Origin of the sequence: Nocardiopsis sp. Huas11, from assembly GCF_003634495.1 — a bacterium.
In the GTDB taxonomy this organism is placed as follows: Bacteria; Actinomycetota; Actinomycetes; order Streptosporangiales; family Streptosporangiaceae; genus Nocardiopsis.
This window is the reverse complement of sequence record NZ_RBKY01000001.1, coordinates 445,244-462,621: the sequence shown is the minus strand read 5'-3', so window position 1 is coordinate 462,621 and position 17,378 is coordinate 445,244. Positions and strand designations below refer to the sequence as shown.

Genomic DNA, 17,378 nt, shown 5'->3' with positions numbered 1-17,378 from the left:
GACGTTCCGATCGCGAGGAGCCCCCGTGCCGACCATCGAGTCCTACGGCGACCACCCCAGCCAGATCACGCACCGCTGGCCGGTGCGGGAGCGCGGCGGCGGGCCCGCGCCCGTCGCGGTCCTGCTGCACGGCGGATGGTGGCGCGACCAGCACGACGCCCGCCTCATGGACCCCCTGGCCCGCGACCTGTCCGAGGCCGGATGGGCGGTGTGGAACGTGGAGTACCGGCGCACCGGCGCGGACGGCGGCGGCTGGCCGCAGACCCTCGACGACGTGGGCGACGCGCTGGAGTCGATCGGCGACATCGTCGCCGGCGAACCGGACCGGTTCGACGTCGGGCGCGTGGTCGCCGTCGGCCACTCCGCCGGCGGGCACCTGGCCCTGCTCAACGCCGGTTTCACGGGGGAGACCCCGGTGAACTCGGTGGTCGCCCTCGCGCCCGTCACCGACCTGGAGCGCAGCGATCGGGCGGGGCTGGGGGAGGGCGCCGTCACCCCGTTCCTGGGAGCCGAGCCCTCCGAGGAGCTGTACGCGTTCAGCTCACCGCTGCGGAGCGTGCCCGTCGGCGTGCCGCAGCTGGTGGTGCACGGCGACGCCGACCAGCGCGTCCCGGTGGAGCACAGCCGCGACTACGTGGCCGCGGCCCGTGCCGCCGGGGACTCCGTGACCTACCACGAGGTGGCCGGGGCCGACCACTTCGCGGTCATCGACCCGGCCCACGCCGCCTGGCGGGGCGTGCGCGCGCACCTGGCGGGATGAGTCCGGACGCGGCCGGAAAGAGCTGAGGGGCGGCCCCCAGGGGCCGCCCACTCGGATCCGACCGCTCAGGAGGAGCCGTTGGCGCCCTCGTCGCGGCGCTGGCCGCCGCGCCAGCGGTCGGCGACGGAGTCGAAGATCTTCCCGCCGGCGCTGGCCGCGCTGCCCGCGACGTCGCGCAGGGTGCCCAGCAGCGGGTCCTCGGACCGCTCCCAGGACTCCTTGTAGGACTTGGCGGCACTGCGCGCCTCCTCGCCCACACTGGCGTCGCGGTCGCTGGCGCGGCGCGGGTACTCGCCGTCGATGATGCGCTGGTAGGAGCCGTCCTCGATCCACCGGTGCAGCTGGGCCAGGCGCACGACCGCGAAGGGGTGCGTGGTGCCCATGAGGCTGAGCAGCTTGAGGAAGCTGTCGCGGGCGTCGCCACCGGACTCGTACTCGCGGGCCTGCTCGAGGAAGGCGTCGGGGTTCATCTCCACGAGCTTGGAGCCGCCCGCGAGCTTCATCAGGGCGCGCTTGGCGGCCTCGGGGTCCTGGCAGGCCAGCAGGCCGGCGCGGTCGCAGGACAGCTCGGACTTGCGGTACCACTCCTCGAGGGCGGCGACGATGGCGCGCAGCCCGATGTAGCCGAGGGGGATCCACGCCACGCGCGCCGCCAGCTGGATCAGGGCCAGCAGCATGGTGCGGTAGACGGCGTGTCCGCTGAGGATGTGCCCGACCTCGTGGCCGATGACGAAGCGCTGCTCCTCGGCCTCCAACAGGTCGAACAGGCCCGTGGTCATCACGATGAACGGCTTCTGGCTGCCGATCGCCATGGCGTTGGGCTTGGGGTTCATCTGCACGTAGAGCTCGGGCACCTCGTCCAGGTCCAGGACGTAGGCGGCGTCGCGCACGTAGTCGTGCAGGTGCGGGAACTGGGTGGGTCCCACGCGCACGGCGCCGGAGAGGAACATCAGTCGCAGGGCGCGTTCGTTGAACAGGCCCGACATGCGTTTGAACACCTCGTCGAACCCGCGCAGCGATCGCAGCGCGACCAGTGCGCCGCGGTCCGCGGGGTGCTCGTAGGCACGGGGTGAGATCTCTGAGAGGCGGACGCGTACGCGGTCTGGAGTGTTGGCCATATCGGCATGCTATGCGCCGCGATGCCGCTTGGCCACGGTTTCGGGCCATCGAGATATGACGTGATTGACGAGTCTCTCGCGATCGCCCGGGGAAGCTCTCGGAAGCACCGCGTGTTAGGGGTCGTTGACGTACATAAGGGGATGCAAGGTTCGGATTCGGCTACCCTCGGTGGGCCGAACCAGGCAACGTCCACCGTGAAACGACTCAGGAGCGCACAGTGGCGCACGAAGCACGGCGCAAGGGAGCCGCACCGGCCAAGGTCGGCATCATGGGCGGTACCTTCGACCCCATCCACCACGGACACCTCGTCGCGGCCAGTGAGGTCGCCCACCTGTTCGGACTCGACGAGGTCGTCTTCGTCCCGACCGGCCAGCCGTGGCAGAAGGACCTCGACAAGGTCACCCCCTCCGAGGACCGCTACCTCATGACCGTCATCGCCACGGCCGAGAACCCCCAGTTCCGGGTGGACCGGGTCGAGATCGACCGTGACGGGCCCACCTACACCATCGACACCCTGCGCCAGATGCGCCACACCTACGGCCCCGACGTGGAGCTGTTCTTCATCACCGGGGCCGACGCTCTCGGCGCCATTCTGAGCTGGCACAACGTAGACGAACTTTTCGAGCTCGCGCATTTCGTAGGCTGTAACCGTCCCGGACACCACCTCAGCGACACCGGACTGCCCGAGGGCAAGGTCTCGCTGGTGGAGGTACCGGCCCTGGCCATCTCCTCCACGGAGTGCCGGGAGCGGGTCCGCAAGGGCGAACCCATCTGGTACCTCGTCCCCGACGGCATCGTCCGTTACATCCACAAGACCGGGCTCTACCGCGAGAGCTGAAAGGCAGCAAGCACAACGTGACAGTCACCGACAGGGCACTCGAACTGGTCAAGGTCGCGGCCAAGGCCGCATCCGACAAGCTCGCCCAGGAGATCATCGCCTACGACGTCAGCGAGCAGCTCGTCATCACCGAGGCCTTCGTGCTCTGCTCGGCGCCGAACGACCGGCAGGTCCGTTCGATCGTCGACGAGATCGAGGACCAGCTCCGCATCCAGGGCGGGGCCAAGCCGCTGCGCCGCGAGGGCGAGCGCGACGGCCGGTGGGTCCTGCTCGACTACGCCGACATCGTCGTGCACATCCAGCACGAGGAGGAGCGCGGGTTCTACGGCCTGGAGCGGCTGTGGAAGGACTGCCCCGAGATCGAGCTTCCCGAAGAGGCGCGGGGAGCCGACCGCACCCCGCTGGACGAGCAGTAACCCGAGCGGACGGACACGGAGAGACACCACGTGAGCGACACGCCTCGAGTGCTGTTCTGGCGGCACGGACGCACGGCATGGAACGTCGAGAACAGGTTCCAGGGGCAGACCGACATCGAACTCGACCCGGTCGGCCACGCCCAGGCCGAGCGGGCGGGGCGGCTGCTCGCGACGATGGGGCCGTCCCTCATCGTCTCCTCCGACCTCAAGCGCACGGCGGACACCGCCGGGTACCTCAGCCGTGCCTGCGGCCTCCCGGTGGAGTTCGACAAGCGCCTGCGTGAACGCTTCGGCGGGTCCTGGGAGGGGATGACCGGCGTCGAGCTGTCCGCCCGCTGGCCCGTCGAGCACGCGCGGATGGACATCCCGGACGGGGAGCACATCGGGGAGGTCGGCGACCGCATGAGCGCGGCCGTCGACCGCGCGCTGGAGCGCACCCCGCCGGGCGGCCTGCTCGTGGTGGTCAGCCACGGGGCGGCGCTGCGCGTGGCCATCGCCCGCATGCTGGGCGTGCCCGACGAGCAGCGCGAGATCCTCGGCCCGCTCAGCAACTGCAACTGGTCCGTGCTCCAACAGCGCCGCGAACAGTGGCGTCTGATGGAGCACAACGCGGCCAGCCTGCCCGAACCGGTCGTCCTCAGCGACGACGCCTGAGAATCCGTTTCGACGTTCGCGCCGGATTCCGCTATGGTTCTGGGAGTCGAAAGGGGCCCGCCCCCGACGACTCCCACACGGGGCTATGGCGCAGTTGGTAGCGCGCCTCCATGGCATGGAGGAGGTCTGGGGTTCGAATCCCCATAGCTCCACTCGACTCCGAGACGACCCTGCTCGCGCGTGACCGCGCTCGCCGGGTCGTCTCGTCGTTTCTCCTGGGGGGCGACCCCCAGACCCCCGTGGGGCCCGCATGGTCGGTTGTTGTTCGACCTCCCGTGCGGGCCTTCTGCTTTTCGGGGGACGACCCCCGGACCCCCGATTCTCCGAGACGACTCTGCTCGGTGGCCTTCGGCCGCCTCGCCGGGTCGTCTCGTCGTTTCTCCGGTGGATCTCAGCTGCTGTTGCGGTCCGTCTCCGATTCCTCCGAAGCCTCGACGACGGCCGGAGCCGGCCGCTTCGGCCCCAGCCCTCTGGTGAGCGCTGCGCCGACAAGCGCGGCCCCCGCGAGGGCCCAGATACCGATGCGGTAGCCACCGAGCTGTGCGGCCCGCGACCCCTCGCCGAAGTCTCCGGTCGCGGCGGCGAGGGCGGCCACGAGGGCCAGTCCGACGGCGCCGCCCCCCTGATAGGCCGCGGTGGCCAGACCCGAGGCGGCACCCGCGACCGATCCGGGCACCCCGCTGGTGCACACCACGAAGCAGGTGACGATGGACACGCCGAGCCCGAGGCCCCAACCGGTCATGGGTCCGATCAGCGTGAGGGCGAGCGGGCCGTCGGTGTCGATGACGATCGCCCAGGCCGTGAGGGCGACGGCCTGCACCATCAGCCCTGATCCGAGGGCGTTGCGCGGGCCGAGACGTCCGATGAGCCACGGCGCCGAGCGGGTGCCGGCCAACACGGCCAACGGGATCGGGACGTAGGCGAGCGTCGCGTGCAGGGGCGCGAGTCCGCGGACCTCCTGGAGGTAGAGCGTGACGAAGAAGAAGGTCCCCAACAGCACGGTCCCCACCAGCGCGAAGACGGTGCCGCCGACGACGATCGACCGGATCCGTAACAGCGCTGGCGCGATGAGCGGATCGCTCGCGTACATCTGCCGGAGCACCAGGACGAGCCCGAAGCCGACCGCGCCGGAGGCCGCGACGACCGTGGTCGCCGCCGCGGGTCCCTGGGCCTCCAGCGACACCGCGGCCAGCGCGAGCAGGCTCAACGTGCCCGTGGCCGCGACGGCGCCGATCAGGTCGACGGAGCCCCGCGTCGGCGATGGCGACGGCAGGGTGGCGAGCGCGATCGCGGCGACGGCCGCGCCGAGCGGCACGTTGATCCAGAAGATCAGGCGCCAGTCGAACTCGGTGAGGAACCCGCCCAGCGCGAGGCCGATGGGCGCGGCGATCGCCCCCATACTGCCGAAGACCCCCAGCGCCCGGGTCCGGCCCGGGCCTTCGGCGAACAGGTCGGTGATCAACGCCAGCGCCGCCGGCACCACGAACGCCGCCCCCACGCCCTGGACCGCGCGGCCCGCCAGCAGCTGCCACGGCTCGACCGCCAGCCCGCAGCAGGCCGAGGCGACCGTGAACACCACGGTCCCTGTGACGAACAGGCGCCGACGCCCCAGCGCGTCGGCCAGCCGCCCGGCCGCCAGAAGCAGCCCCGCGAAGGCGATGAGGTAGCTGTTCACCACCCACGAGACCTGCGCGTGGCCGTAGCCGAGTTCCGCCTTGATCACCGGGAGCGCGATGTTGACCACCGCGGCGTCCATGACGGTCAGGAACTCGATGCCGACCAGGGCGCCGAACGGCACCCAGACCGGCCACCGCGGCGCCGCCTTCGCGGCGAAGGGCCGCGTCACAGCAGCGCCCCGCCGGAGGCGTCGATGTGCTGGCCGGTGATCCAGCGGCTGTCGTCGGAGGCCAGGAACGCGACGACGTCGCCGATGTCCGAGGGCCGGGCGACGCGGCCCAGCGGCGACAACCCGGCCACCATGTCGCGCGCGTGGTCCAGCCACGCCGCGTTCATGTCGGTGTCGACGACCCCGGGCGCCACGGCGTTGACCGTGATCGCGCGCTCCCCGAGCTGTTTGCCCAGGGTCGCGGTGAAGACGTCGATCGCGCCCTTGGTCATGGCGTAGCCGATCAGGTCCGGCTGCGCTGCGCCCCGTGTCAGGTGCGCGGACACGTTGACGACGCGGCCCCCGTCGGCGAGGCGGGGCAGGGCGAGCTTGGTGACGAAGAACGGCGCCACGGCGTTGACCGCCATCAGACGCCTCAGGTCGTCGACCCCGACGGTGTCGATCGTGCCCCGTCCCTCGGCGGTGCCCGCGTTGTTGACGAGGACGTCGAGCCGGTCGGTGATCGCGTCGAACCCCTCCCAGAGCGCGGCGACCTCGCGCTCGATGTCGTCCCCGCCCAGAGGGGCGCCGAGGACGTCCGCCAGGCCGCCCGCCGCGCGGATCTCCGTGGCGGTCGCCTGGGCGGCGTCCCGGTCGGAGCCGTAGTGGACCACCACGTGGGCCCCCTCGGCCGCCAGGCGCCGCGTGACGGCCCGGCCGATGCCACGTCCGCCGCCGGTCACCAGTGCCGTCTTCCCGCTGAGTCTCATATGCCCTGCCACCATTTCTATAGCGATCGTTACAGAAGTGAACATAGCAGGTTTTCTAGCGATCGCTATAGAATGGGTCCATGGCAGGCAGGACAGGACGCCCCAGGGGCTTCGACCGCGATGCCGCGCTGGAACGGGCGATGCTCCTGTTCTGGGAGCGCGGCTACGAGACCGTGTCGATCCGCGACCTCACCGAGGCGATGGGCATCACCGCGCCCAGCCTGTACGCGGCCTTCACCGACAAGCGGACCCTGTTCGAGGAAGCGGTCGAGGCCTACGCGCACCGGTACGGCGGGTACATCGAGGAGGCCGTCGAGGCCGGGTCCACGGCGCGGCTGGCCGTGCGGCGTCTGCTGGAACAGGCGGCGGTCCAGCACACCCTGCCCGACCGCCCCCCGGGGTGCCTGATCCTCAACGGCGCCGCCGACCGCACCCCCGCCTCCGAGGCCGTCGCTGCGAACCTGCGAGCACGCCGTGCCCGAACGGCGGCCCTGATCGAGGCGCGCATCCGCGCCGACGTCGCGTGCGGCGCGCTCCCGCCCGAGACCGACGCCCATGCGCTGGCCACCTTCTCCGCGGGCGTCTGGCAGGGCCTGTCGAGGCTCGCCCGCGACGGCCATGGCCGACAGGATCTCGAAAGCGTCGTGGCCACGGCGATGCGCGCGTGGCCGCCGTCCGGCGGCGAGTGAGCGAGGCGGATTCCGGTTCGGCGAGCCCTTCGCCGAGCCTGCCTCCGCCGCCTTCGGAAGCCCCCTGAGAGCGCCCGGCCGTCGGTTGCCGGGCGGATCAAGCGGTTGCACCGTTCGGGGGGCTCAAACCTGCGATTTTTGTTGGATGTTCTGAAGCCGCAGGTCGCAGCCGTAGAAATCAGCCTCGTTCTTCACACTTCCTACAAACGTTTGCATTGACCCCCTTGACAGGGAAAGCGCTTTCTCTAGTCTCGGAAGTGAGCACCACCCCCCGTGCTCATCCTCTACAAGGAGGGGTCAACTGTGAGACGAACGACCACGCGTGGACTCGTGTCGACGCTGGCGGCCGCGGCTCTGGTGACGGCCGGCGTCGCCGTACCGATGTCCATGGCATCGGCCCAGACCGGCAGCGCCACGGGTTACGCGACCCAGAACGGCGGGACCACCGGCGGCGAGGGCGGACAGACGGTACGGGCCTCCACCGGAACCCAGATCCACCAGGCCCTGTGCGAGCGGCCCAGCACCAGCACGCCGATCATCATCGAGGTCGAGGGCACGATCAACCACGGCAACACCTCCAAGGTGTCGGGTGCCGGGTGCGACACCGCCGACGACGTGATCGAGCTCAAGAACATCAGCAACGTCACGCTCGTCGGTACGGGCGGCGGAGCCGTGTTCGACCAGCTGGGCATCCACGTCCGCGGGTCCAGCAACATCATCATCCAGAACGTGACCGTCCAGAACGTCAAGAAGTCGGGCTCGCCCACGTCCAACGGCGGCGACGCCATCGGCATGGAGAGCGACGTCCGCAACGTCTGGGTCGACCACGTCACCCTGCGGGCGTCCGGCGGGGAGTCGGACGGCTACGACGGCCTCTTCGACCTGAAGAACAACACCCAGTACGTCACCCTCTCCCACAGCATCCTGCGGGACTCCGGCCGTGGCGGCCTGGTCGGCTCCAGCGAGAGCGACCGCTCGAACGGGTACGTCACGTACCACCACAACCTGTTCGAGAACATCGACTCGCGCGCGCCCCTCCTGCGCGGCGGTGTGGGGCACATGTACAACAACCACTACCTGGAGATCCAGAAGTCCGGGATCAACTCCCGGGCCGGGGCCAGCGCGAAGGTGGAGAACAACTACTTCGAGGACTCCAAGGACGTCCTGGGCACCTTCTACACCAACGAGAGGGGCTCCTGGGAGGTCGGCGGCAACGTCTTCGACAACGTGACCTGGTCCAGCGAGGGCGACAAGAACTACCCCGCCGGCCCGGACCCGCGGTCCAACACCTCGGTGAGCATCCCCTACTCCTACGAGCTCGACGACGCCGGCTGCGTGCCGGACGTGCTGGCCCAGATCGCGGGCGCCGGCAAGGGCAACCGGGTCTCGGACGGCGACTGCGAGGCCCAGACCCCGGACCCGACCGACCCCACCGACCCGGACCCCACTGACCCCGACCCGACCGACCCGGACCCGACCGATCCCCCCGGCGGAACCAACCTCAGCATCGGGGCCGGCGCCGACGGTTCCAGCAAGGCGAGCGGCACCAGCTACGGGAACGTCATCGACGGCGACATGAGCAGCTACTGGTCGCCGAGCGGCTCGACCGGCCGCGTCTCGGTGAAGTGGGGCTCCGACGCCACGGTGTCCGCCATCAACATCCGTGAGGCGTCCGGGGCCGAGGGCAACATCGGCTCGTACCGGGTCGTGAACCACGACACCGGCGCGGTCCTGGCCACCGGCAGTGGAGCGGGCACCATCACCTTCGCTCCGACCTCGCTGCGCAAGATCAACTTCGAGATCACCGGCTCGAACGGCACCCCGCGCATCGCCGAGTTCGAGACCTACGCCGGTTCCTGACCGGTCCTCGGACTCCAGCGGTCGTGACGGAGGCGACCGAACGCACAGGGCCCGGCCGGCCCGCCCCCAGCACCTGGGCGGGCCGGCCGGCCGCGTGTGCCGTCGCAGCCGCGCGGCACCACGATCATGGGGCTCATGCCGTCCCGGGGCCGAAGGCGAACAGGGCCCCGAGCCAGACCAGGCCGAGCAGGATCGTCGCGCGCTGGACCAGGCCCGCGTAGCGCGCGTCGTTCTCCCAGGCCTGGCCGAAGACGCCGGTACCGACGGCGGCGGCCACGCCCACGATCCCCGAACCCCACTGCCAGACCGGATCGCCCAGGGTGAACGCGGCGACGAGGGGTGTTCCGGGCAGGAGCAGGAAGACGACTCCGCCGGCCGCGTCGTGGAGCCGGTGGGCGCGTGAGTGCTCCTCGGGGTCCGTGTCCGGGGTGCCGGGCGGGTAACCGCGCATCGGATCCATCCGGAACACGCCCGAGGCCGCCAGCGCGAGGCCGAGCACTCCGACCGCGAGGGCGAGCGGCACCCCGCCGAACGTGCCGGGGACGCCGAACGCGCCCGGGACGGCGAACGCGCCCGCGGTGATCAGGAGGCCGCTCACGACGAAGTTCACCGTCTGCACCCAGCCGCGGGAGCCGAGCGCCAGGGCGCTGACCGGTTGCCGGAAGGGGTGGTAGCCGGGCCGGGTGAGGCCGTCGACCAGGAAGACGACGTTGAAGAGCCAGGCTCCCGCGGCCCCGGCCCATAGAAGCGGCGTCACAGGGGAAGGTCCGTGCCGGTGTCCGTTCGCATGGGCCGAACCCTAATGCGGCCGACCCGTGCTGACAACGGGCTCTCGGTGGCCGTCAGTGGCCGTCAGTGGCCGTCAACGGCCGCCCGTGGCGCGGTGTCGCTTCCAGTCCACGTAGCCGCCCCTGAGGCTGCGCGCGCTCCGGCCGGCCTCGCGGAGCAGTCGCACCGCGCGCGGCGAGACGACGCAGTACGGTCCCTGGCAGTAGGCCACGATCGTGGTGTCCCAGGGCAGCTCGTCCCACCGCTGGGCCAACTCGCGCGAGGGTATCGAGACGGCCCCCGGGAGGTGCCCCTCCTCGTACTCCGCGGCCGAGCGCAGGTCCACCAGCAGTACCTCGCCGCGCTCGACCATGCCGTCCAGCTCGGCGTGGGTGACCGCGTCGACGCTCCCCTCGTGCCCGAGGTGCTCCTGGATCTCCTGGCGCAGGTCGGGCATCCGCGCCTCGGCGAACTCCTGGAACCCGCCCAGGAAGCGGGACACCTCCCGGTCGCGCAGCGAGTAGTGGATCCGGGTCCCCTCCCGGCGGGTCGCCACCAGGCCCGCCGCGCGCAGCTGCTGCAGGTGCGAGGAGGTGTTCTTGAGGGGGAACCCGCCCCGGTGGGCGAGCTCCTCCACGGTGCACTCGCCCTGGTCGAGCAGGTCGAGCAGGCGCAGGCGCACCGGGGCGGACAACGCCTTGCCCAGGAGGGCCAGGCGTTCGTAGACGGGTGCTTCGGGAAACTCGGTCATGGGATCAGTCGTACTCCGGAAGGTCGCCGCGCAGGTAGGCGATGTAGCGTTCGGCGCCGCGCCGGACGACCTCCTTGGCGCCGGTGCCGATGCCGGGCTCCCACCACCCGCCGTGGATCGTGTCGAACTCCAGCGACTCGACGGCGGCCACGACCCGGCGCACGAGGCGCTCGGGCATCGGGAGCCGGTTGGGCGCGCTGAACATGAACGTGATCCGGTCCCCTCCGGGGGTGACCATGATGGTGTCGCCGGTGAAGAGCGTGCCGCGCCCGGCGGCCAGGTGCAGGACCGCGCTGCCGGGGAAGTGGCCGCCCGTCTGGACGACGGTCAGGCCGGGGAGCGGCCGGTGCTCGCCGCTCCAGGTGCGCACCCGGTCGGAGGGCCGCTGGAGCCAGGGCACGTCGACCTCGGGCAGATCGATGCTCGCGTCGAAGAGGTCGGCCCACTCCACCGCCGCGCCGTACATGTGCGGGTGGCTGGAGGCGACCACGGAGACCCCGCCCAGGCGCTCGACCTCGGCGACGGCGGCCTCGTCCAGGAAGCCCGGCGGGTCCCACAACAGGTTGCCCTTGGCGGTGCGCACGAGCACGCCGCGGTGGCCCACGCCCAGTCCGGGCTCGGTGCCGAGGCCGGTGACGGAGTCCTGGACGGGGCGCAGGACCACCCGCATGCCCTCGGCGGCGAGCTCGGAGCGGGTGGCCAGGCGGTGCCCGGTCGGCGGTACCCACTGCCGTTCGTCCTCGCAGAGGGGGCAGGAGGTCGGTGCCGTGGGGGAGGGGTCGAAGTCGGCTCCGCAGGTGCGGCAGACCCAGAAGTCGGCGACCGGGCCGCGGGCGGCGTGGGGAGTCATGGGGTCACTCCTTATCGATTAATCCAGTGATTACTAGAATAAGCGGTTCGACGCGCACCCCGCAAGGCTCCCCGAGGGGACACGGCACCGGTCGCGGAGCAACACCGGCGCGGCCCGATGACCCGCGGCGCCGTTCGTGGTCTGTAGGGAGAGTGCGGCCGCGGGGCCGCCCGACACAGGGAGACGGACATGCAGCTCAGCGTCAACACCTTCCTCAGCCTCGACGGCGTCATGCAGGGCCCGGGAGGGCGTGAGGAGGACACCAGCGGCGGCTTCACCCGCGGCGGATGGGTCATGCCCTTCGGTGAGGACGAGGTCTTCGAGCGCGTGGTCGGCGCGGAGTGGTTCGCCAAGGCGGAGGAGGTCCTGCTCGGCCGCACCACCTTCGAGATGATGCGGGACTACTGGCCCCAGGTCACCGACCCCGACAACCACGTCGCCACGGTCCTCAACACCTACCCCAAGCACGTCGTGAGCACCACGCTCGAGGAGTCCGACGCCGCGTGGGGCGACACGACCGTCATCTCGGCGGACGTCGAGAAGCGCGTACGCGCCCTCAAGGAGCGCCCTGGCGGCGAGCTCCAGGTCCACGGGAGTTGGCGGCTGGCCCGCACCCTGCACCGCGCCGGGCTGGTCGACCTGTTCCGGCTGCTGGTCTTCCCCGCCGTCGTCGGTCAGGGCAAGCGACTCTTCGACGAGGCCTCGGTCCCGGGCGGCTTCCGGGTCGAGTGCGGCTTCGTCAGTTCCGGGGGAGTGGTCGCGCTGACCCTGGTCCCGGACCCCGGCGTGGACCTCGGCACGGCGGAGGAGTTCAGGGTCGTGGACGGCAAGGAGACCATCGCCTGAACCGGCGGTGCCCGGCGGCGGGTCACTCGTGCGGACGCACCTCGGTGACCTGCTGCAACAGGCCCCAGGTGAAGTCGGCCACGTGGCGCCCGCCCTCCGGGTCGGTGAGCAGCAGCCGCCAGCGCGACGGCGCGGTGCCCTCCAACGGGGTCGAGGGCAGCGCGCGGGCGACGTCGTCGATCACGCAGGACCACGGCCGCAGGTCGTCGATGCCGCGCAGCACGGGCGCGGGCGAGTCCGAGGGCCGGACCAGCCACTCCTGGACCACGGCCCCGCCCGGCGCGGTGACCACCTCGAAGCGCAGGTCGGGCCAGAGGGAGAGCGGCCACCGGTGCGCCTCGCAGGACAGGTCGCCCACCGGCACGGTCCGCCGCCACGGCGCGGGGCCGAGCACCGCGGAGTGGCGGGCCGGCCCCCGCCTGCCGCGCACCGCGGCCTGCCACCGGCGGTTGGCCTCGCGCATCTCGGTGCGGGTGGCCCCCAGCCGCCGGACCGCCTCCTCGACCAGCTCCGGTCGCACGTCGGCCATCCTGCGCAGCAGCACCAGCTGGAATTCGCGTTCCCCCATGGCTTGAACTCTAGTTCGGGCGGCGCATGACGTCGCTCCCGTCCAGGTCGGCGACGTCGCGGCCCAGCAGTTCCGCGGTGATCTGGAGCTCGGCCAGGAACGAGCGCAGCACGTGCTCCACCCCGGCCGCGCCGTCCACGGCCAGGCCGTAGACCCACGGGCGCCCCAGCAGCACGGCCCGAGCGCCCAGCGCCATCGCCACCGCCACGTCGGCGCCGGAGCGCACACCCGAGTCGAAGAGCACGGTCATCCGCTCGCCCACGGCCTCGACCACCTCGGGCAGGGCGTCCAGGGCCGCCACGGAGTTGTCGATCTGGCGGCCGCCGTGGTTGCTCACCACGACGCCGTCCACGCCGATCTCGGCCAGCTCGATCGCCTCGTCGGCGCGCAGGACGCCCTTGACCAGGACCGGGAGGTCCGTCCAGGCGCGGATACGGGCGATGTTGTCGGTGCTCAGGCCCTTGTCGGCGAACGAGCCCAGGAAGTGGAACACGGCCTCGGTGAACACCCCGCCGGGTTCGGGATCGGCCTTGAGCCGGGAGGTGAAGACGGGGTCGGAGAAGTAGGTGGCGGTGCCCTGGCTGCGCAGGAACGGCAGGTGGCCCTGGGTCAGGTCGCGGGGGCGCCACCCCAGCCGCTTGGTGTCGGCCGTGACGACGATGGCCTTGGCTCCCGCCGCCGTCGCGCGCCGCACGAACGACTCCGCCAGCTCGTCGTCGCCGGGCCAGTACAGCTGGTACCACCAGGAGCCGACCGCGTCGGCGACCTCCTCCATGGGCGTGGAGGAGGCGGTGGAGAGCACCATCGGCACACCGACGGCGTTGACGCCCTCGGCCACGGCGAGTTCGGCCCGTTCGTGGACTTGTTCCAGCACGCCGATCGGCGCGGTGAGCAGAGGGGTCGGGTAGGACTCGCCGAACAGGGTCACGCCCAGGCCGCCCTTGTCACGGCCGTCCGGCCGCAGACTGCGCGGGCGCAGGGCGTAGCGGGAGAAGGCCTCGACGTTGGCGCGGGCGGTGCGCTCACGCCCCGCGCTCCCCTCGACGTAGCCGAAGGGTCCGGGAGCCATGGCTTGTTCGGCCAGGTCGCGCAGGCGTTCGTGGTCGTAGGGGAGCCGGGGGAGGGTGCCGTTGGTCGCGTCGGCGTAGACGAGGTCCTGGTACTGGGCGAAGTCGCTCATGGTGGCCTCACGGGCGCGGTGCGCCGGGGACGGGAGCGCCGGGGCGGCGCTCGGGGGCGGGGCAGCGGACCGCGGCCGCGGGTCGTCCCCGCGGCCCGTGGCCCGGGAGCCGTTCGCGCCGCCCGGCTCCGGCGGGATCGTATCGCGGCCCGATTCCCGGCGGGAGGGCCCCGAACGTCCCGTGGTGCCGACCGCCCGCGCCCTAGTGTTCTGATTGGTTAGTTCGCTTGCTGATGCGTTGGCAGTACGAGGCGAGGGATTCGAGGATCTCCTCTGCGGTCTTGGTCCACACATAGGGTCGGGGATTCTCGTTCCAGGACGCGGCCCAGGCGCGGATGTCCTTCTCCAGGGCCTGGACGCTGCGATGGGTACCGCGGCGGATCAGCCGGTTGGTGATCTCGGCGAACCACCGCTCGACCAGGTTCAGCCAGGAGGAACTGGTCGGGATGAAGTGCAGGTGGAACCGGGGATGGCGGACCAGCCACCGCCGGACCTCGGCCGTCTTGTGGGTGGCGTAGTTGTCCAGGATCAGGTGCACCTGCAGGTCCGCGGGGACCTCGCGGTCGATCTTGGCCAGGAACTTCTTGAACTCGATGGCGCGGTGGCGGCGGTGGATGGAGGTGATCACCTGGCCCGTGGCGGTGTCCAGCGCGGCGAACAGGCTGGTCACCCCGGCACGCACGTAGTCATGGGTGGCCCGCTCGGGGGTGCCGGGCATCATCGGCAGCACCGGTTGGGTGCGGTTGAGCGCCTGGATCTGGGACTTCTCGTCCACGCACAGAGCCACCGCCCGTTCAGGCGGGTCCAGGTAGAGGCCCACCACGTCGCGGACCTTGTCGATGAAGAACGGGTCGGTGGAGATCTTGAACGACTCCTGCCGGTGGGGCTGCAGGCCGAAGGCGTTCCAGATGCGCCACACCGCGTTCTGGGTCATGCCGGTGTGCTCGGCCATGGAGCGCGTGGACCAGTGGGTGTCAGGGGCGGGTGTGCTCTCCAGGGTCGCGGCCACCACCGCCTCGACCTGGGCATCGGTGATCGTGCGCGGTCGTCCCGGCCTTGGTTCGTCGGTCAGGCCGTCCAAGCGGTGCGCGATGAAGCGCTGGCGCCACTTGGTCACCGTGGGCGCAGATACCCCGACCTCGCGGCGGACCTGGGCGTTGGACAGGCCCTGGGCGCAGGCGAGCACGATCCGCGCCCGCAGGGCCAGGTCCTGTGCGGTCTTGCGTCGTCTGATCCACCGCTGGAGCTCGGCGCGTTCTTCATCGCTCAGCTCCAGCGGCGGCAGCTTCGGTCCAGGAGCACTCATCCCACAACCATAAACGAAATAACCAATCAGGACACTAGATCGTTGATGGGAAATTCCTGAAACCCCTGCGGACACAGCGAAGGGCGTCGAAGATCGGTGTGTGAAGACTGACCTTGACGCCCTTCTGACAGCACTCTACGTCCACCTGGACGACGATGTGATCCCTTCTGCCAAGCAAGCCCGCGGACCAGGCCGGCCGCGCCTGCTCACCGACGCGGAGCTGATCTGTGTGGCCGTGGCCCAGGTCCTGCTGCGCTGCGACGACGAACGCCGCTGGCTACGGGTGGCCCCGGCTCGGATCGGCCACCTCTTTCCCCGCCTGACCGGCCAGTCCGAGTACAACCGGCACCTGGCCCGCCTGGCCCCGCACATGCTCACCGCCATCGGATGGCTGGCCCGCCACACCCCGACCTGGCACGACAACCTGCGGCTGATGGACGGCACCCCCGTGCCGTGCGGGGCCTCGCGCACCACCGTGGAACGCTCCGGTCTGGGCGAGATGTGCGGCTACGGGCGTGATGCCTCCCACCACCGGTTCTACTGGGGGTGCAAGCTCGTGCTCGTCACCACCGCCGAGGGCACCGTGACGGCCTTCTCCCTGGCCCACCCCAAAGAGCTGGACGAGCGCAAACAAGCGCTGCACCTGCTCCACGTCCAGGAGTGCGCCCCGGGGCCGTGCCCGATCGTGTGCGACAAGGGCTTCGCCGGGGCCGGAATCGAGCAGGCCGCCACCGATCTGGGGCACGTGCTCATCCGGCCCCGGCGCAAGGACGAGCCCAAGGACAGGGCCCGGGTGTTCCCGGGCTGGCTGCGCCAGCGCATCGAAGCGATCATCTGGACGCTGAAGAACCAGCTGGGGTTGGAGCGCCACAACGCCCGCACCACCGAAGGGCTTTGGGCTCGGGTGTGTCAGAGGATCCTGGCTCTGAACGCCGCGATCTGGCACAACTGGCAGATCGGAGCCCCCATCAAGCGGTCGCTGGTGGCTTACGACCACTGACCAGGACACATTTTCCCATCAACGATCTAGTGTCCTGATTGGTTATTTCGTTTATGGTTGTGGGATGAGTGCTCCTGGACCGAAGCTGCCGCCGCTGGAGCTGAGCGACCAAGAACGCGCCGAGCTCCAGCGGTGGATCAGACGACGCAAGACCGCCCAGGACCTGGCCCTGCGGGCCCGGATCGTGCTCGCCTGCGCCCAGGGCCTGTCCAACGCCCAGGTCCGCCGCGAGGTAGGAGTGTCGGCGCCCACGGTGACCAAGTGGCGCCAGCGCTTCGTCGAGCACCGCTTGGACGGCCTGACCGACGAACCCCGGCCCGGCCGGCCGCGCACGATCACCGACGCCCAGGTGGAGGCGGTGGTGGCCGCGACCCTGGAGAGCACACCCGCCCCTGACACCCACTGGTCCACGCGCTCCATGGCCGAGCACACCGGCATGACCCAGAACGCGGTGTGGCGCATCTGGAACGCCTTCGGCCTGCAGCCCCACCGGCAGGAGTCGTTCAAGATCTCCACCGACCCGTTCTTCATCGACAAGGTCCGCGACGTGGTGGGCCTCTACCTCGACCCGCCTGAACGGGCGGTGGCGCTGTGCGTGGACGAGAAGTCCCAGATCCAGGCGCTCAACCGCACCCAACCGGTGCTGCCGATGATGCCCGGCACCCCCGAGCGGGCCACCCATGACTACGTGCGTGCCGGGGTGACCAGCCTGTTCGCCGCGCTGGACACCGCCACGGGCCAGGTGATCACCTCCATCCACCGCCGCCACCGCGCCATCGAGTTCAAGAAGTTCCTGGCCAAGATCGACCGCGAGGTCCCCGCGGACCTGCAGGTGCACCTGATCCTGGACAACTACGCCACCCACAAGACGGCCGAGATCCAGCGGTGGCTGGTCCGCCACCCCCGGTTCCACCTGCACTTCATCCCGACCAGTTCCTCCTGGCTGAACCTGGTCGAGCGGTGGTTCGCCGAGATCACCAACCGGCTGATCCGCCGCGGTACCCATCGCAGCGTCCAGGCCCTGGAGAAGGACATCCGCGCCTGGGCCGCGTCCTGGAACGAGAATCCCCGACCCTATGTGTGGACCAAGACCGCAGAGGAGATCCTCGAATCCCTCGCCTCGTACTGCCAACGCATCACCAAACCAACTAACCAATCAGAACACTAGGTCGTGTTTT

The 17,378-nt window shown here is 70.7% G+C and carries 18 protein-coding genes and 1 tRNA gene; 10 read left to right on the top strand and 9 right to left on the bottom strand.

Features of this window, described 5'->3' with window-relative positions:
- Nucleotides 1-25: 25 nt before the first annotated feature.
- On the top strand, nt 26-760 hold the full coding sequence (locus DFP74_RS02070; RefSeq protein ID WP_121180148.1) for a S9 family peptidase: 735 nt from the start codon (nt 26-28) through the stop codon (nt 758-760).
- A 65-nt stretch (nt 761-825) separates the two neighbouring features.
- On the opposite strand, the gene DFP74_RS02065 is transcribed toward DFP74_RS02070, so the two are convergent.
- Entirely contained in the window at nt 826-1,878 is a 1,053-nt protein-coding gene (locus DFP74_RS02065) for a M48 family metallopeptidase (protein WP_121180147.1), read from the bottom strand.
- Nucleotides 1,879-2,096: 218 nt separating this feature from the next.
- Between DFP74_RS02065 and nadD the strand changes: the two genes are divergently transcribed.
- From nadD to DFP74_RS02045, 4 genes are all read left to right on the top strand, one after another.
- A complete protein-coding gene (nadD, locus tag DFP74_RS02060; RefSeq protein WP_121180146.1) occupies nt 2,097-2,717 on the top strand; it encodes a nicotinate-nucleotide adenylyltransferase in 621 nt (206 codons plus the stop codon).
- A gap of 17 nt (nt 2,718-2,734) precedes the next feature.
- Nucleotides 2,735-3,133, top strand: coding sequence for a ribosome silencing factor (gene rsfS / locus DFP74_RS02055; protein WP_121180145.1), 399 nt, complete (start codon nt 2,735-2,737; stop codon nt 3,131-3,133).
- A 30-nt stretch (nt 3,134-3,163) separates the two neighbouring features.
- A complete protein-coding gene (locus DFP74_RS02050) occupies nt 3,164-3,787 on the top strand; it encodes a histidine phosphatase family protein (RefSeq protein WP_199725445.1) in 624 nt (207 codons plus the stop codon).
- A 79-nt stretch (nt 3,788-3,866) separates the two neighbouring features.
- Nucleotides 3,867-3,939: transfer RNA gene (locus DFP74_RS02045), tRNA-Ala, on the top strand.
- A 239-nt stretch (nt 3,940-4,178) separates the two neighbouring features.
- Here the strand turns inward: DFP74_RS02045 and DFP74_RS02040 are convergent.
- Nucleotides 4,179-5,633, bottom strand: a complete 1,455-nt coding sequence (locus DFP74_RS02040) for an MFS transporter (protein ID WP_121180143.1) — start codon at nt 5,631-5,633, stop codon at nt 4,179-4,181.
- On the bottom strand, nt 5,630-6,382 hold the full coding sequence (locus DFP74_RS02035; protein ID WP_121180142.1) for an SDR family oxidoreductase: 753 nt from the start codon (nt 6,380-6,382) through the stop codon (nt 5,630-5,632). The genes DFP74_RS02040 and DFP74_RS02035 overlap by 4 nt, the downstream gene beginning before the upstream one ends.
- Before the next feature lie 80 nt (nt 6,383-6,462).
- Here DFP74_RS02035 and DFP74_RS02030 point away from each other — a divergent pair, with 80 nt between their 5' ends.
- A complete protein-coding gene (locus DFP74_RS02030) occupies nt 6,463-7,071 on the top strand; it encodes a TetR/AcrR family transcriptional regulator (protein ID WP_121180141.1) in 609 nt (202 codons plus the stop codon).
- 381 nt (nt 7,072-7,452) lie between these two features.
- A complete protein-coding gene (locus DFP74_RS02025; protein WP_121187969.1) occupies nt 7,453-8,931 on the top strand; it encodes a polysaccharide lyase family 1 protein in 1,479 nt (492 codons plus the stop codon).
- A 133-nt stretch (nt 8,932-9,064) separates the two neighbouring features.
- Here the strand turns inward: DFP74_RS02025 and DFP74_RS02020 are convergent, their stop codons facing one another.
- The 3 genes from DFP74_RS02020 to DFP74_RS02010 form a co-directional block, all read right to left on the bottom strand.
- Nucleotides 9,065-9,688 (bottom strand): DUF998 domain-containing protein, encoded by a 624-nt coding sequence (locus DFP74_RS02020; RefSeq protein WP_121180140.1) that lies wholly within the window; start codon nt 9,686-9,688, stop codon nt 9,065-9,067.
- A gap of 105 nt (nt 9,689-9,793) precedes the next feature.
- Nucleotides 9,794-10,450 (bottom strand): metalloregulator ArsR/SmtB family transcription factor, encoded by a 657-nt coding sequence (locus DFP74_RS02015; RefSeq protein ID WP_121180139.1) that lies wholly within the window; start codon nt 10,448-10,450, stop codon nt 9,794-9,796.
- A gap of 4 nt (nt 10,451-10,454) precedes the next feature.
- On the bottom strand, nt 10,455-11,300 hold the full coding sequence (locus DFP74_RS02010) for an MBL fold metallo-hydrolase (protein WP_121180138.1): 846 nt from the start codon (nt 11,298-11,300) through the stop codon (nt 10,455-10,457).
- Nucleotides 11,301-11,489: 189 nt separating this feature from the next.
- On the opposite strand from DFP74_RS02010, the gene DFP74_RS02005 reads away from it, so the two are divergent.
- Nucleotides 11,490-12,146 carry a dihydrofolate reductase family protein gene (locus tag DFP74_RS02005; protein ID WP_121180137.1) on the top strand — a complete coding sequence of 219 codons (657 nt, stop codon included), beginning with the start codon at nt 11,490-11,492 and terminating at the stop codon, nt 12,144-12,146.
- A 22-nt stretch (nt 12,147-12,168) separates the two neighbouring features.
- Here the strand turns inward: DFP74_RS02005 and DFP74_RS02000 are convergent, their stop codons facing one another.
- From DFP74_RS02000 to DFP74_RS01990, 3 genes are all read right to left on the bottom strand, one after another.
- Nucleotides 12,169-12,714 carry a hypothetical protein gene (locus tag DFP74_RS02000; protein ID WP_121180136.1) on the bottom strand — a complete coding sequence of 182 codons (546 nt, stop codon included), beginning with the start codon at nt 12,712-12,714 and terminating at the stop codon, nt 12,169-12,171.
- Nucleotides 12,715-12,724: 10 nt separating this feature from the next.
- Nucleotides 12,725-13,894: an alpha-hydroxy-acid oxidizing protein gene (locus DFP74_RS01995; protein ID WP_121180135.1), complete on the bottom strand. Its 1,170-nt coding sequence runs from the start codon at nt 13,892-13,894 to the stop codon at nt 12,725-12,727.
- Nucleotides 13,895-14,096: 202 nt separating this feature from the next.
- The gene (locus DFP74_RS01990) at nt 14,097-15,200 is read right to left on the bottom strand and encodes an IS630 family transposase (protein WP_121180134.1); all 1,104 of its coding nucleotides are present in this window, start codon (nt 15,198-15,200) and stop codon (nt 14,097-14,099) included.
- 100 nt (nt 15,201-15,300) lie between these two features.
- Between DFP74_RS01990 and DFP74_RS01985 the strand changes: the two genes are divergently transcribed.
- Together DFP74_RS01985 and DFP74_RS01980 are read left to right on the top strand one after the other, a co-directional pair.
- The gene (locus DFP74_RS01985; protein ID WP_121180133.1) at nt 15,301-16,200 is read left to right on the top strand and encodes a transposase; all 900 of its coding nucleotides are present in this window, start codon (nt 15,301-15,303) and stop codon (nt 16,198-16,200) included.
- Nucleotides 16,201-16,264: 64 nt separating this feature from the next.
- Nucleotides 16,265-17,368 (top strand): IS630 family transposase, encoded by a 1,104-nt coding sequence (locus DFP74_RS01980; protein WP_121180132.1) that lies wholly within the window; start codon nt 16,265-16,267, stop codon nt 17,366-17,368.
- Nucleotides 17,369-17,378 lie beyond the last annotated feature (10 nt).